This window comes from Lewinella sp., assembly GCF_050633125.1.
In the GTDB taxonomy this organism is placed as follows: Bacteria; Bacteroidota; Bacteroidia; order Chitinophagales; family Saprospiraceae; genus Lewinella.
Genome location: NZ_JBOEFX010000016.1, coordinates 64,815 through 78,351 on the forward strand (window position 1 = coordinate 64,815; position 13,537 = coordinate 78,351).

Genomic DNA, 13,537 nt, shown 5'->3' on the forward strand with positions numbered 1-13,537 from the left:
GACGAGCTACCAACTGCTCCACTCCGCGATATTAGACCTACAAAGCGCAGTTTTTGTACATTTACAAGCCTGCTGTTCCTCTGTGGGTTTGCAAATATAAGGGGATTTTAATTACCGCACAAGCCCCTTGTGAAAAAACCTTCTACCCTAACTGATCCAAATCAACAAAGAAGACTTTAAACCACTACTAGACAGACCGTTGTCCAAAATAAAAAATACAATTATTTTATTTGACTACTACAATTTTACGCGTTGGAATAAGGTACTCCCCTACTTGGGCTTTTAGCCAATAAATTCCCGCAGGCAATTGTTCCATATCTAAATCTACCTCTACATAACCAGCTGTTAAAGAAAGTACACCAGTTTGTAGCAGCTGTCCACCAGCCTGAAAAAGTTGCCATTGCCCTTTTGCGGCAACCGGACGAGGAAGACGAAACTGTAATTGCGTGCGTCCGAAATTAGGGTTTGGAACAACCTGTAGAGAGAACGCTTCTGCCCCTAGCGGCATTTCTGTACTTACAGGCTTCATATTTCGCTCCTGAAAAACAAGGTCGTCCATATAAAACCCATCTGGATTAATATAGGTATCGCTAACCATCAAAAAACGTAAACGCAGCTGGTCTCCGTTTATTAAAAAAGGTGTCAAATCTACAGATTCTTCAACCCATTCGTTTTGCTGCCCTTCCCAGATAGGTTCATCTGTAGCTTGGACCTCTGATCCAGTGACAGTATAACGCCCGCAAGCCGGAATCCACTCCCCTTCATTAACTTGAAACTGGAGTTGTGCCCAGTCATAAAAAGGTTCAATATCCCACTTCGCCCAAAAGTTCAGGCGGTATTCTTCGGCTTCTCCAACGAGAATTGGTTCATTCAAAGTAATTTGTGCGAAGCTGTTGTTTGGGTAATCCGAATAGGGAGAATCAGTTAAAGCATTAGGACTAGAAATAAAATCTTCATCGGTCAAGCCCCAGCCCTCATTTATTGTCCATTGATCTAGGTCAGGAAAATCTTCTTCATACACCTCTATATCTAAGTAACCACCGTAAACTTTACTCACGGTGTCCCTGCGTATAAAGGAACCATTGTCGATAGTCAATTCAAACTGTAATTCCGTACCATGCGCTATAGCGCCAGTAATGCCCAGTGCAAAACTATCTAAGGCAGTATCATTCTCTGCCAGATTAAAACTCATAGGTTCTTCTATAACCTGAATTAAATCATTTTGCAAACTGGTAAGATTAACACTTAGCGGGCCATTTTCACGGCCAAATCGTTGTACTTGAAAACGCAAAAACTGGTAATCATCTTTAATTTCAACCTGGGTAGGATCAACCTGAGCGACAGCTGCTATATGAGGTGTATTTGCCGCCATGAGATTCATCCACATCGATGCTCTACAATTGGGAATTATAGCTTCGCGCACAGGCCAAAAACCACCGTCAGGCCCCTCCTCACCGATCTCCGGTGTCATCGAAAAGATACGAGGCTTCTCTGTGGTTTCTCCGTACATCCAATCATCAGAATCGCCATTAACCACGTACCCAACAGTTTCAGAGCCCGTGCCACTAAGGTAATCGTTTTGCAGGGTCATAACTTTGGCTAAAGCATTAAAGGTTGGCGCATCAGTAGTAGGTGAATCACTGTACCCCCAGGGGTAAATTAGTAGATCCCCATAGGTATGATAATTAAGCGCTACGATAAATTCATGCGCTTGGCAAAATGCTCTAACAGCCTGTGTCTCTGGTTCTGAAAATGCTTCCGTACCCCGATAAGTAGAAGAACTAGGATTTGGAGACGATCCTTCATCATCGAATCCCCACTGAAAGCCATAATTTCGATTGAGGTCCACTCCGGTAGAGCCATCGCCATTATCGCGGAAATTCTTTCGCCACATCCCACCTCCATCAGGCTCAGTGGTTTCATTAAAAATATAACCATCTGGGTTGATACAAGGCAAAAAATACAACTCCGTATTGTCAACGAGGTAACGTACTTCTGGGTCACTCTCGTAATTTTCCAACAGATACCACATATAAAAGACCATCTGCGTCAAGCTATTAGGCTCTCGGGCATGATGCAGTGCCGTGTACAGTACTTCAGGCTCTACAGATTCATCCGTGTCTGGGTTGTCACTGATACGCATCCAGTAGATCGGCCGCCCTTGATGAGAAACAATTGATGGCGAAACAATTCGTCGGGAAGTGATCAGGTTAGGGTAAAGCAAGCGCATCGAGTCCAGGATGTCCAACATCTCTTGGTAGCGGTAGAATCCTGCCATATCCCCTAAGCGAAAATTACTTGGAATGGGGTATTCTGTTACGGAGCTATTGGAAATATCTGGGCAACTAAGCCCTCCACTGCGAGCGTTATCCTGATAAGCCTGCCGACGAACAGGGTCGCTGTAAAAGTCCTGCACATCCCGAATGAGTACTTCGTAGATGAACCCCGCTTCTGCTAACCTATTTAAATCCGTGCTGGAAAAATCATTGGTAAGATGCCGATGAGGGACGTATTCGCCATGGTCGGTTTCCACCCCTAGCGCACTCAACTCTTGGATAGTATGCCCTTCAAGGCGTACCCTGGCCCGGTGGTAAGTATCCGCATTTTGGGCAAATAACAATTGTGTGCTCAAAATGCAGAGCAAAAGAAGTAAGCTGCTATTATTCATGGCTTTGAAGTAGGATGTTGAAAATTCCGGCGACGAAACTACTACTTATTTTATTCGATTGCGAATGCTATTTGGGAGAATGTCGTATTGGCTGCGGTACTCCCCCGGAAAGCCGGAGTCGTGGTAGTGCTCATTCCGATGTATCGGAATTCACGGGAGTGCTCGCTACGCTCGCGGGGGATTAGCTGCGCGAATGGTGGTGCTCGCCGCGCTCACAGGTGAGGCACTCAACTTCAACAAATAGTCTCTGGTAATCCCGTTTAAACCGCGAGCGCAGCGAGCACTAACGCGAGGCGAAGCCGAGTACGCACCGTGAACCCGAGTATCAGGATGAACACTAACCGCGAGTGAAACGAGCACCACCACAAGGCAACGCCGACTTAAACCTCCTCGTCTTCAGGCGCCAGCTTGACCTTGAGGCCATCCATCTCATCGACCAATTTAAGTTGGCACCCCAGGCGCGAGTTATCCTCTACGAAGAAGGCCTGATCCAGCATATCTTCTTCGTCTTCCGACATTGTATGAAGTTCATGATCCGTTAAAACGTAACAATGGCAAGTAGAACAGAGTGCCATCCCTCCACAAGTTCCCTTTACGGGTAGTTCATAAGCCTTACACAATTCCATGAGATTCATGTTCATGTCGGTAGGGGCTTCTAAAATATGCTCTTGATCAGCTCGGTCAACAACGGTTATCTTGATCATTTTTATTACTTTGGGGGTGCAAAAATAAGGAAACCTGTGAATAAAAGATATTTAGTTCCTCTCTGCCTTTTGGGGCTTTTACTTCTAACCAGCTGCCAAACCCACAGTGTACTCTCCAGTCCGTTGGTTAAAGGCAGCACCTACCCAGCAGTGTCGCCGGAGAAGGTAGCTGTTTATGCTACCCCTAAAGCTCCAAAATCTTACGAAATAATTGCAGAACTGGTGGCCATGTGCGATGCGGGGCAGGACGCAGAAGTACCCATACGCATACTGAGGGAAGAAGCCGCAAAAATAGGCGCAGATGCAATCGTAAACCTCCGTTTGAATTTCGGCATGGGCTTCTGGATTACCGGCCTCAAGGCTACTGCAACAGCTGTAAAATATAATGACTAAAGCCAAACTTGTGAAAAACACTTCCACCTTTCCAGCAAAAATCCTATCACTGGGATCACTTTTCCTGCTTCCTTTCCTGTTTTCTGCCTGCAATCTTTATACCTGTTATCTCGAAACCGGAGCACAGGTTTATCCTCCTACCCAAGCGACAGACATCGAGCTCTACCTGACGACCCCAGACAAAGCATATCTGGTAATCGGTACGGTAACAGCAAATGGCGCAGACGATAAAAGTGCCATCAACTATCTTAAGAAACGCGTTACTGAAATTGGTGCTGACGCAGTTATCCTCTTAAAACTCGACAAAATGGCATCCTACTCCCCCAGAGTAGACATCTCAGGAGTGGCCGTGAAATTCGTTGGTGATTAATGACATTTTTCTACCCTCCGTCCCCTACAATATCCAAAGGGCGATCGATACTTTCATCCAGTGAAATAAACGTCTCCGTACGCTGGATGCCCTGAATAGGCTGCACCTTGTCATGTAGAACATCCCGCAAATGGCCTGTATCTCGGCAAACGATCTTTACAAAGATACTATAGACACCAGTGGTATAATGCGCGCTCACTACTTCAGGAATTCGAGCAAGCTCTTTTGCGACCTGGTCATACAGGGAACTTTTATCAAGGTATACGCCTAGAAAGGCAACTACATCATAGCCTAGTTGTTCGTAATTAACGGTCAGGTTATAACCTCGAACGATACCAGCATCCTCTAATTTTTTCATCCTTACATGAATGGTTCCACCCGAGACATAGAGCTCTTTGGCAATTTCAGTGTAAGGTTTTTTGGAATTCTGCATCAACAAGGAGAGAATTTTGCGGTCCAGATCGTCAATTTCCTTTTCTTTGCTCATTATAAAGTAAGTTCTTCTTTAGAAAGGCTATGTTCTTAAGTCTTTAGGAGAAACAATATTCGTAATTTTTTGTATAAATTACATTACTTGCTCGATAACGTGATAAGCGGGCGACTTAATTTTCATGTATGCATCCACAGGACAATTCCTTTTTTCGCAAAGTCAGCATCTGGTTACCTCTTTTATTGGCAGGTGTATTAGCACTAGGTATGTTTATCGGTTTGCGCTACCAGGCCGCTAGCGCTGCCAGTCAGGGTAGTGTCGAACTAGCCAAACTTCAACGTAATTTAGGAGGGCAAGGCAAGGTAGAAGAGTTGCTCCGTTATATCGATGCAAAATATGTGGAGGAAGCAGATAAAGACGCTATTACCCGCAAAGCTATTGATGCAGTTATCAAAGAGCTTGATCCTCACTCCAATTATATCTCTTCTGAAGATTTAATTGCTATCAACGAGCAGTTGGAAGGTAACTTCGATGGCATTGGTGTAGAATTCATGATCCTGGACGACACTATTGTGGTCGTCACGCCATTAGCAGGAGGACCATCAGAAGCTGTTGGCATACAGGCCGGCGATAAAATCGTTACCATCGAAGATTCTATTGTAGCCGGAGTGGAACTCGCTACGCAAGATATATTTTCGCTCCTTCGCGGAGAAAAAGGCACCGAAGTCAATGTAGGTATCAAACGAGCTGGACAAAAAGAATTGCTCAGTTTCAATATCACACGAGACAAAATACCTGTACATAGCGTAGACGTTGCCATAATGCTGGATGAAAAAACCGGCTTCATTAAAGTCAATCGTTTCAGTGCAACTACCTACGATGAATTTGTCCAGTCTTTGGAAAAGCTGGTGGAAAAGAACGAGATGGTCGACTTGGTTATCGACCTTCGACACAATCCTGGTGGTTATTTGACGCAAGCGACCAACATGTTGAGCCAGCTGTTCCCTGAAAAAGGGAAGCTCCTGGTATACACCGAAGGACGTACCGTAAAAAGAACCGAATACACTACCAATGGTCGACCTTTCTATAACATTGGCAAAGTGGTTGTTTTGATTGACGAAGGCTCAGCCTCGGCCAGTGAAATTATGGCGGGAGCTGTCCAGGACCACGACCGTGGAGTACTGGTGGGTCGCCGCTCTTTTGGTAAAGGCCTCGTTCAGGAACAATACCCTTTACGCGACGGCTCTGCTTTGCGGCTTACCGTTGCTCGGTACTATACCCCTTCTGGCAGGTGCATCCAAAAAGATTATGAGCACGAAAGTGCCGCAGCCTACGACCGGGACATGGAAGATCGTTTTATGAACGGCGAATTATCCGAAAAAGGAAATATTGAGATCGCTGATACAACTAAATTCTTCACCGACAACGGTTATGTTGTTTACGGTGGCGGTGGCATTACACCCGATGTTTTCGTTCCGCTTGATACCTTCATCTTAAGGGAGGACTATCTCCGCTGGAGGCAGTATACCGCAGGCTTTGTGTTCCGCTTCGTTGAACAAGAAGCAGGCTTAGCCGATCGCTATCAACTAAACGACTTTGTAAGCAGCTACCAGGTTCCTAACAACGTCTTCCAGGAATATGTCCAATATGCGCGTGAACAAGGCGAAGAATCCGCTATTCCGACCAACAACCGAGTACTAAAAGAGCTTAATCGCTTCCTCAAGGCTCGGATCGCACGCCAGCTATATGGTAACGAAGGTTTCTTTGCCGTCTGGAACAAGGACGACGATATGGTCCTAGAGGCGCTAAAGGTTTTAAAAACCGATGATCCGCTAGCAGCGGCGAGGAAAGAGTAAGTCTTTTGGTTGATGGGTAGTAGTTGATTGTTAGATGGTTCTGGTCATCTTAAAAAGAGAGACAAGCCAATTTTACTTCCGACTTCTCAATTCCGCATTCCGACTTTATAAAGGGTTAGATACCTGTATTAACGACCCTATAAATATCGCCCATTCCGTTGCCGGGGGTGTTCGCCATTTTCTGTAAAGTATTGATATTCCGAATACGCAGCGTATCACTCCTTGTCATACGTTCGCTCGTGAAGTAGAAGGTATTCCTGGCTATATCTACGAATGGGCAATAATCAAGTTTTTCAGAATTGATCGACGGGCCCATATTTTTAGCGGGCAACCATGCTCCGGCTGTATTCTTTCTGGCAATATACAAGTCGCCACCACCAAGATCATCCGGTCGGCCATAGGAGCTAAAAATCAACATATCTTCGTCGGGGCTCACATAGGCATTGAATTCGTAGTAAAGAGAGTTGATCGTACTGTCTAAAACTTCTGCCCTTTGGTATTTGCCATCAACGAACCTAGCGATATAAATATCTTCTCTGCCAATGCCCTCTTCTTTAGTGGCTGTAAAATACAGATTACCGTTCTTTGCAACAGAAGGATAAAATTCATCTCCAGCTGTATTGATGTTTCCATTAAGGGGTATGGGCTCACCCCAGGCTTCTCCTTCTCGGTCGCTGTACCATATATTATAATCAGTAGCAGCAGAATCTTTCTCCAAGGGTCTATTGGAAGCAAAAAACAAGCGCTGCCCTTCATTGGCAAAGAAAGGTTCAATATCCTGGTACCGACCTGAAATATTCAACACCTGAGCAGGCTGCCAATCCCCTTCTATCATTCGAATGCTTACCAGGCAACGCTTACTTTGCTTGTAATCACCAAGGGTATAAATGATCTCTTCACCAGAAGGATGAATCGCAATATCCCGCTCATACAAGCCTGTAGATACCAAGCCACTAGCAAACAACTCCGGAGTTTCTGGTATGCTTGCCAACTGAATATCATCTACTTCCGGCTCAGAACAGCTAGTGTTCAACAACAGTAACAGACCAACAATAAAGAAAGGACAATGCTTCATTTCTACGCTATTTATGCTGCTAATCAAAATGAGTCAATGACTAATTTAGGCGTACAAACTACAATATCCTATAGCACTACTCCCGTATGAACGCAAAAACATCTTTTTTGCGCTGAACACCTCTTCTCGTGCTTTGGAAATATTCTTCAACAAGAAAACTACTCCACTTCTACCTCCTCCAATACAATTCTTGAAAGGGTGTCCATTTGGCCAGCGGTAAAGAGTTCATCGAATGCCAACACATCCCGGCGGGCTTCATCCACCGGCTTGTAGTTGATGTAATCCTGAAAGATAACGCCCTCTACTCGGCGGGAGTTATAGGCCTCACGGAACCGCGCACCGCCGCCATTTACCAAGAAATTGTAAGCCAGGTAATTCAGTGTGAAATCATCGATAGAGAACCAGTAAGCATATTCATCCTCAAAGTCTTTCCCGCCTCCTTCTTCTCCAAAGGTTACCTTCAGCTCGTGATGTGGGCGACCAAAAACTTCCGTAACTCCCTGATACTCCATGTTCACAGCCGGATCTGTCAAAAAATAGGGCAAAAAGGCGAAATACATGACTGAGTTTAGAGAATTCGCATAAGCCGAACTGTCTTTCGCTGTTAGCTCAGCAGGCTCTCCGTTAATCGTCCGTGTAAAAGTCTGTGAACTTAGGGCATCTTTGATATCCTGTCCTTCTTTGTCGATATAGCTCCTTTCGTATAAAAATTCATTTCCTACTCGTGCTGCAGTATAGACCCTTTCGCGAAAAAAGAAGTGAACCAAACTCCTATCCAATTCACTCCCCCCGTGCTGAATGATAGCCTGCTCCACAACCCAACGCGCCGTGTCTATAATCACAGGTTCAGCGGCTTCTATACTAGAAGTATCTTCCGTATTTGAACTACAAGCTACCAGTAAAAGAAGCAAGCCAAGAAGGTTAAGATATCGCATAATTGTTTTTTTTGATGTTTAGTCCTGCCCAAAGTGCAACATTCTAACGCTCGGATTGCTCCGACGGAATGACTACGCCAAAGTTAAGCTACTTTGCCTGCTGGATCACCCGCTCCCACAGCGGCTCGCCATCTTTATCAAAGATCTGTATCTGTAATTGGCGCTCTCCGTAAGGGCCACTAAAATTGAGCAAGCCAAAATTTCGCGCCACCACCAAGGTGCCTTCATCACGCAACTGGTTATGTTCTCCATCACGGTTACTACCAGAACCAGAGGTAAGTGGCGAAGCCGTCAAATCGTAGACCGCATTGCCTTTTGCGTTCACATAAGAGCTGAGTTCGGTATGGTGCCGGTCGCCTGTAAGAAAGATCACGCCTTTAATGTTTTCTTCTTCAATTCGCGACAGCAAGTAAGACCGCTCTTCTGGTGCCAACCTAATATAATTCTCATAAACAGGTTCTGTATTCAAAATCTGCCCGCCAGTAGCCACAAATTTAAAAGGGGCACTGCTGGCCACCAAGGCATCAATAAGCCATTCCAGTTGGATTTTACCAAAGTAAATCTGCTCGCCATTCTGCATGTGGTTCGGTGTACGAAAATAGCGGTTGTCCATCAAGAAAAAGTCCATATCAGCCCATTGAAATGCAGTAGTTATACCACCATGTGCATCCGGTAAACCCACACTTGGGTTGCCCCAAAACAAGCGAAAAGCTTCAAGCGTCTTATCCTTATGAATATAACTACGATCACTATCATTAGGCCCATAATCATGATCATCCCAGATGGCATAATGGTGCGTACTAGCCAGCAATGGCTGAAGTTCTTTTACAGAACGGGTATGGGTATAACGTTTCATAATACCAGTGCGCGAATTCCAATCCACTTCTCTCAAATAGGTATTATCTCCCAACCACAGCATCGCGTCTGGCTGGCGCTCATGGATGCGATTAAAGATGTCATAATCCCCACCGTAAGCGTTATCAGGTCGGTCGTATTTCGGTTCATTGATATAACTACAACTCCCTACGGCCACCGTAAAATCAGGCGGATCAGTGCGCCACTGCCAAAGCTCTTGGGTTTGAAACTGCGTAGGGTAAGGCAATTTAACGGCCTTGCCATTCAGGCGCAGTTCGTAGATGTAGTTGGTACCAGGCTCTACAATATCAGCAATTAGCTTGGCAGTAAAAGCATCAGCCTTAGTGGTTGTTATCTTGTCCGTCAAGCTCAGTGCTGCCTTATTACCCTCCGTCCAATAGGCAAATTGCACTTCGGCGGCCTCGGTCGTCTGTACCCATAGTACAACTTCCCGCATCTCAGAATAGCCCAGCATCGGGCCAGATTGCAATAGCGAGTTTTGCGCCGCCAACGGCAAGACTATTACAATACTTAACAAGAGTAAATAGCTTCTCATTCTTTTTTCTGTCAAGGTAAGTTTTTCGCTCCTTTTGGCCTATTGGTGAGGGTTAAATCTCTATTAAGCTAGGAGACATGCCATCATTTCTTGGCACCAGGCTGTCTACTGCTCCGTTGGATCAGGTTTGAAACCCGATCCAACGGAGCAGTGCCCACCACTTGTACTCACTTCCACTGGAAGATCGGAATGCGCAGTGCTTCCGGATACGCCACGCGAACTGATTTCTGCCCTATTCGTATAAATACATTCATGCTTTTACACAAACAGAGGTCGACCACAAGCCGACAACAACCCTACTCCACCACCAAGGTCTGCACCGCACCCGTAGCAACTTCCTCCAGCCAGTAGGTTCCTTTAGCTAAAGTTGGTAACTGCAGGTTTATCTCTCCCGCAGACAACTCCGCCTGCATACGAAACACGATCTGCCCTTGTGCATTATGCAGTTGCCATAAACCGTCTACCTCAACTACATTTCGGAGATTTAAGCTTGACCCTGATCGGGCAGGATTGGGATATACCGACCATTCGGCTGATGATTCGCCCCAAAAAACGGTAGCCAGCCGCGAGTAAGAACGACTCCCGTCATAGTCTTCCTGTAGTATTCGATAAGTATTCCATCCCGTACGGGGCGCATCGTCGTAGCTCCGATAGGTTTGTTTTGCTTCTGGCAATACCTGCCCGAAGTCCACCCAATCCTTGCCTTCTGCGCGTTGCACAGTAAAACCAGCATTATTTTCCTCCTTCGTCGTCGACCAATCCAGGCGTATCCGGTCGGCTTCATTCTGAGCCGTAAAGGTAGCCCACTCTACTGGAAGAGCAGTATTGTATTCCAATACAAATAGCCCATTTAACACGTCTGTCCCAATAATTCTGCCCGACGGCAAAAACGGATAAACACCCCAGCATCCCTTATAGCCATTGTAGTTGGTGCTTACCAAATCTGTATCGTAATAGCCCACCTGAACCACGTTTTCGGGGTTGCTGATATCAAAAACAGAGATACCATCATGATAATAGGACGCGATACACAAATCACCTACAATAAAAGGGTTATGAGGGATTGGGCCCCGGGGAGATGTCGTACTGTAAGGGTTGGCAACATTTAATAAATTAGAATAAAAATGACTGGTTGGTTCCAGGTCCTCCAAGTCACTAATATCCACGATCCCCAATGGACTACCATGTTTTTCGTCGGCATATACCAGCGTATTGCCGCTCACCCAACTACTATGGTTAAAAACTTGAAAAGGATAATCTGTCAATACTCCTAGTTCAATGGGCGTACCTGGTTCTTCTCCCGAGGGAGGGTCTGTGACAGGAGACATATCATAAATGTGTAGCCCATTCCCAAGATGGGAACAATAAGCAACATTATTATCTACGTAGAGATCGTGTATATATTCAGCTGCCAAATCCAGATTAGCAATCAATGTCGGACTCGATGGATCGGCATTCAAATCGTAGACGAGTAAATCATCATCAGAGTTCCCTCCTACAACATAAAGAATCCCCTCCCCTTCATCGATAAATACATTGTGGGCTCTTGTGAAAAAATCATCCTGCTGCTCTACCAGCGTCACCCGGTTGGCGCCGACGCCTGTGATATTACCCAGGTCAAATATCGTCATCCCTTCAGCAGCTTCCGTTACGCCATAAGCGTAGGTACCATAGGTCTTTATATCTCGCCAGGTAGAGCTACTCCCACCTGCTATGGCTGCTACTTCTACAATGTTATTAGGGTCTGTAATTTCCAAAAAATGCACCTTTTGCCGTGAACCTATAATGGCAAACTCCCTCCCTGCCACCGCATACCCCCATATATCATTGTACTGCACTCCATCGAAAACAGGTAGCGTGTTATCGTCCCATTGCCCCAACAAAGACATATTCACGGATTGTTGGGCCATCATGCTGATGAACATTCCTAAAAAAACAAATAATGTGCCTATCGTCCTCATTGTGGTAATTTTTTCCTGTGATGAAAAGATAAAAGGGATAGGTGATTGCGAATTTTATATTCTTTAAAGATAAAAAGAAAAAATATTCCAAGAGTCGCTCTAGTCGAGACTGTTCATTAATGTGTTTCTGATGAATAATTGCCGAAATGTATCTACTTGATAACCAGCAATAAAAAAACTCTGCGGCTCTGCGGCTCTGCGCGAGACACACTATTTTGAACACTCTCTTCTAGTCTAAATCGTATCAATACTGACACTTTGGGCGTACCTCCGCCGAAGCGGCGGCGGCGCTACGTTACAGGGCTCACTATTCGTTCGGCCAGCTCTCCCGATTAAATCGGATCGCTGTCTGGCCTGCTGATAGCAGCCACCCTTCCACATCGCTTACGCGGGCCTCCCTAAAAAGTCATGCCCATCCCCAGATAAAACGGTAGATCTATATCGTTTTCATAGGTATAATAAAGCTTAGGATTATATCCTAACTGAAACAATATCCCCTCGTTTGACTGATAGCGAATCCCTAGTACTCCATTAATATCTGTATAGCTAATCTTGCCGAAAAAATTGATCGATGCCTCTACACCTAGCTCTACAAGAATATTTTTACGCCCGATTAACTGCCCGATCTGGGGCATGATTTTATTGGTTCGAGGCGTACCATATTCGTGCTCGCCCGGTACACCTCCATAACCAATGTTTGCGATTGTTCTCCCCCAGTTTTTATCAAAAACAGACCGTTCATACTTCACATACAATATGCCTTGTCGCGCAAAGCCACCATATACAGTATGCTTCGCCCCCGCGGTATCTGATTGACCATTAAGCGGCCCGATTGCTACAAGGAGTAGCATCCAGATGATCGTTGTCTTCATTTGTTCTATCTATTTTGCAATAAAGATCATTGTACTTCTTTACCTGACACATTAGGTATTCCTCAAGCACAGGCAGGAGCCTCCAACTTTGGTAGGGGCTCAGTTGTTTCTCCAAAGAATCTGCGCCATCCCCATAACTAAGTGGTTTAGGCTTTGCTCAAGCTACTTTAAGGTCGGTATAAAACCACGGTAAATCAACGCCAAAATCTTGCTTAAACCAAAATTACTAAGCTATGACTGTTTACAATAAGATCAAATGGACACTGGGTATTTTATCCGTTTTTTTCATTATTCTGGCAACAAATCTAATCGACAAAAAGAATTTCAACATTGTAAAAAACTCCGTAGAAACGATCTATGCAGACCGCCTTTTAGCGCAAGACATCCTATTGGATTTATCTAAGCTGACTTGGGAAAAAGAATTGGCTCAAATAAAATACGAGCGTTCGCAATTTGAAAACAAAAACATTACCATCAATACGCGTATTGACGAATTGATAAGCTTATTCTCTGTAACAAAACTAACACCAAAGGAAAAGGTCATTTTTGAACAGCTAAAAAAGAATCTTACAAGCCTGAAAGAATACGAACTTAACGAGATCGAACTGCCAAGTCCAAAGCTTTCCGAGTACCTCGCCTTGGTCAAAGACAACCTTAACGACCTCTCAGAAATTCAGATAGAAGAAGGAAAAAGAGAATTATTTCAGAGTAAACGAGCTATAGCATCAGTAGATTTATTCACCCATTTAGAGATATACGCTTTGATTATCATTGCCATCTTTATTCAAATAGTCGTCATGTACAACCCTAAAAAGGGTCATTAAACAGCTGAAAAGAATGATTTATCTGACTTTTTGTACGA

12 protein-coding genes and 1 tRNA gene (1 of these 13 running past the window's edge) are annotated in these 13,537 nt (G+C 44.8%); 4 read left to right on the forward strand and 9 right to left on the reverse strand.

The window, feature by feature from the left end:
- The 3 genes from ACRBG0_RS03780 to ACRBG0_RS03790 form a co-directional block, all read right to left on the reverse strand.
- Nucleotides 1-28 (reverse strand) — tRNA-Met (locus ACRBG0_RS03780) (it extends 74 nt beyond the left edge of the window).
- A 198-nt stretch (nucleotides 29-226) separates the two neighbouring features.
- Complete coding sequence (locus ACRBG0_RS03785; RefSeq protein WP_431485575.1) at nucleotides 227-2,668, reverse strand: M14 family zinc carboxypeptidase; 2,442 nt, start codon at nucleotides 2,666-2,668, stop codon at nucleotides 227-229.
- Between the two features lie 380 nt (nucleotides 2,669-3,048).
- Nucleotides 3,049-3,372, reverse strand: coding sequence for a 2Fe-2S iron-sulfur cluster-binding protein (locus tag ACRBG0_RS03790; protein WP_431485576.1), 324 nt, complete (start codon nucleotides 3,370-3,372; stop codon nucleotides 3,049-3,051).
- 36 nt (nucleotides 3,373-3,408) lie between these two features.
- On the opposite strand from ACRBG0_RS03790, the gene ACRBG0_RS03795 reads away from it, so the two are divergent.
- Together ACRBG0_RS03795 and ACRBG0_RS03800 are read left to right on the forward strand one after the other, a co-directional pair.
- Nucleotides 3,409-3,765 carry a hypothetical protein gene (locus tag ACRBG0_RS03795; protein ID WP_431485577.1) on the forward strand — a complete coding sequence of 119 codons (357 nt, stop codon included), beginning with the start codon at nucleotides 3,409-3,411 and terminating at the stop codon, nucleotides 3,763-3,765.
- A 10-nt stretch (nucleotides 3,766-3,775) separates the two neighbouring features.
- Nucleotides 3,776-4,135: a hypothetical protein gene (locus ACRBG0_RS03800; RefSeq protein ID WP_431485578.1), complete on the forward strand. Its 360-nt coding sequence runs from the start codon at nucleotides 3,776-3,778 to the stop codon at nucleotides 4,133-4,135.
- Between the two features lie 10 nt (nucleotides 4,136-4,145).
- Here the strand turns inward: ACRBG0_RS03800 and ACRBG0_RS03805 are convergent, their stop codons facing one another.
- On the reverse strand, nucleotides 4,146-4,622 hold the full coding sequence (locus ACRBG0_RS03805) for an Lrp/AsnC ligand binding domain-containing protein (RefSeq protein ID WP_431485579.1): 477 nt from the start codon (nucleotides 4,620-4,622) through the stop codon (nucleotides 4,146-4,148).
- A gap of 128 nt (nucleotides 4,623-4,750) precedes the next feature.
- Here ACRBG0_RS03805 and ACRBG0_RS03810 point away from each other — a divergent pair, with 128 nt between their 5' ends.
- Nucleotides 4,751-6,421 carry a S41 family peptidase gene (locus tag ACRBG0_RS03810; protein ID WP_431485580.1) on the forward strand — a complete coding sequence of 557 codons (1,671 nt, stop codon included), beginning with the start codon at nucleotides 4,751-4,753 and terminating at the stop codon, nucleotides 6,419-6,421.
- Between the two features lie 115 nt (nucleotides 6,422-6,536).
- Here ACRBG0_RS03810 and ACRBG0_RS03815 read toward each other — a convergent pair whose 3' ends face one another.
- The 5 genes from ACRBG0_RS03815 to ACRBG0_RS03835 all read right to left on the reverse strand — a co-directional run bounded on the left by ACRBG0_RS03815 (nucleotide 6,537) and on the right by ACRBG0_RS03835 (nucleotide 12,675).
- Nucleotides 6,537-7,496: a TolB family protein gene (locus tag ACRBG0_RS03815; RefSeq protein WP_431485581.1), complete on the reverse strand. Its 960-nt coding sequence runs from the start codon at nucleotides 7,494-7,496 to the stop codon at nucleotides 6,537-6,539.
- Nucleotides 7,497-7,654: 158 nt separating this feature from the next.
- The gene (locus ACRBG0_RS03820; RefSeq protein ID WP_431485582.1) at nucleotides 7,655-8,431 is read right to left on the reverse strand and encodes a DUF6503 family protein; all 777 of its coding nucleotides are present in this window, start codon (nucleotides 8,429-8,431) and stop codon (nucleotides 7,655-7,657) included.
- An 88-nt stretch (nucleotides 8,432-8,519) separates the two neighbouring features.
- On the reverse strand, nucleotides 8,520-9,842 hold the full coding sequence (locus ACRBG0_RS03825) for an alkaline phosphatase D family protein (protein WP_431485583.1): 1,323 nt from the start codon (nucleotides 9,840-9,842) through the stop codon (nucleotides 8,520-8,522).
- Between the two features lie 296 nt (nucleotides 9,843-10,138).
- Nucleotides 10,139-11,803 (reverse strand): choice-of-anchor B family protein, encoded by a 1,665-nt coding sequence (locus tag ACRBG0_RS03830; protein WP_431485584.1) that lies wholly within the window; start codon nucleotides 11,801-11,803, stop codon nucleotides 10,139-10,141.
- A gap of 398 nt (nucleotides 11,804-12,201) precedes the next feature.
- The gene (locus ACRBG0_RS03835) at nucleotides 12,202-12,675 is read right to left on the reverse strand and encodes a hypothetical protein (protein ID WP_431485585.1); all 474 of its coding nucleotides are present in this window, start codon (nucleotides 12,673-12,675) and stop codon (nucleotides 12,202-12,204) included.
- A gap of 233 nt (nucleotides 12,676-12,908) precedes the next feature.
- Between ACRBG0_RS03835 and ACRBG0_RS03840 the strand changes: the two genes are divergently transcribed.
- On the forward strand, nucleotides 12,909-13,499 hold the full coding sequence (locus ACRBG0_RS03840; protein WP_431485586.1) for an MCP four helix bundle domain-containing protein: 591 nt from the start codon (nucleotides 12,909-12,911) through the stop codon (nucleotides 13,497-13,499).
- Nucleotides 13,500-13,537: the final 38 nt, after the last annotated feature.

Coding starts and splice junctions, on each gene's coding strand:
- ACRBG0_RS03785 (WP_431485575.1), bottom strand. CDS start 2,668: ATGAATAATAGCAGCTTACTTCTTTTGCTCTGCATTTTGAGCACACAA.
- ACRBG0_RS03790 (WP_431485576.1), bottom strand. CDS start 3,372: ATGATCAAGATAACCGTTGTTGACCGAGCTGATCAAGAGCATATTTTA.
- ACRBG0_RS03805 (WP_431485579.1), bottom strand. CDS start 4,622: ATGAGCAAAGAAAAGGAAATTGACGATCTGGACCGCAAAATTCTCTCC.
- ACRBG0_RS03810 (WP_431485580.1), top strand. CDS start 4,751: ATGCATCCACAGGACAATTCCTTTTTTCGCAAAGTCAGCATCTGGTTA.
- ACRBG0_RS03815 (WP_431485581.1), bottom strand. CDS start 7,496: ATGAAGCATTGTCCTTTCTTTATTGTTGGTCTGTTACTGTTGTTGAAC.
- ACRBG0_RS03820 (WP_431485582.1), bottom strand. CDS start 8,431: ATGCGATATCTTAACCTTCTTGGCTTGCTTCTTTTACTGGTAGCTTGT.
- ACRBG0_RS03825 (WP_431485583.1), bottom strand. CDS start 9,842: ATGAGAAGCTATTTACTCTTGTTAAGTATTGTAATAGTCTTGCCGTTG.
- ACRBG0_RS03830 (WP_431485584.1), bottom strand. CDS start 11,803: ATGAGGACGATAGGCACATTATTTGTTTTTTTAGGAATGTTCATCAGC.
- ACRBG0_RS03835 (WP_431485585.1), bottom strand. CDS start 12,675: ATGAAGACAACGATCATCTGGATGCTACTCCTTGTAGCAATCGGGCCG.
- ACRBG0_RS03840 (WP_431485586.1), top strand. CDS start 12,909: ATGACTGTTTACAATAAGATCAAATGGACACTGGGTATTTTATCCGTT.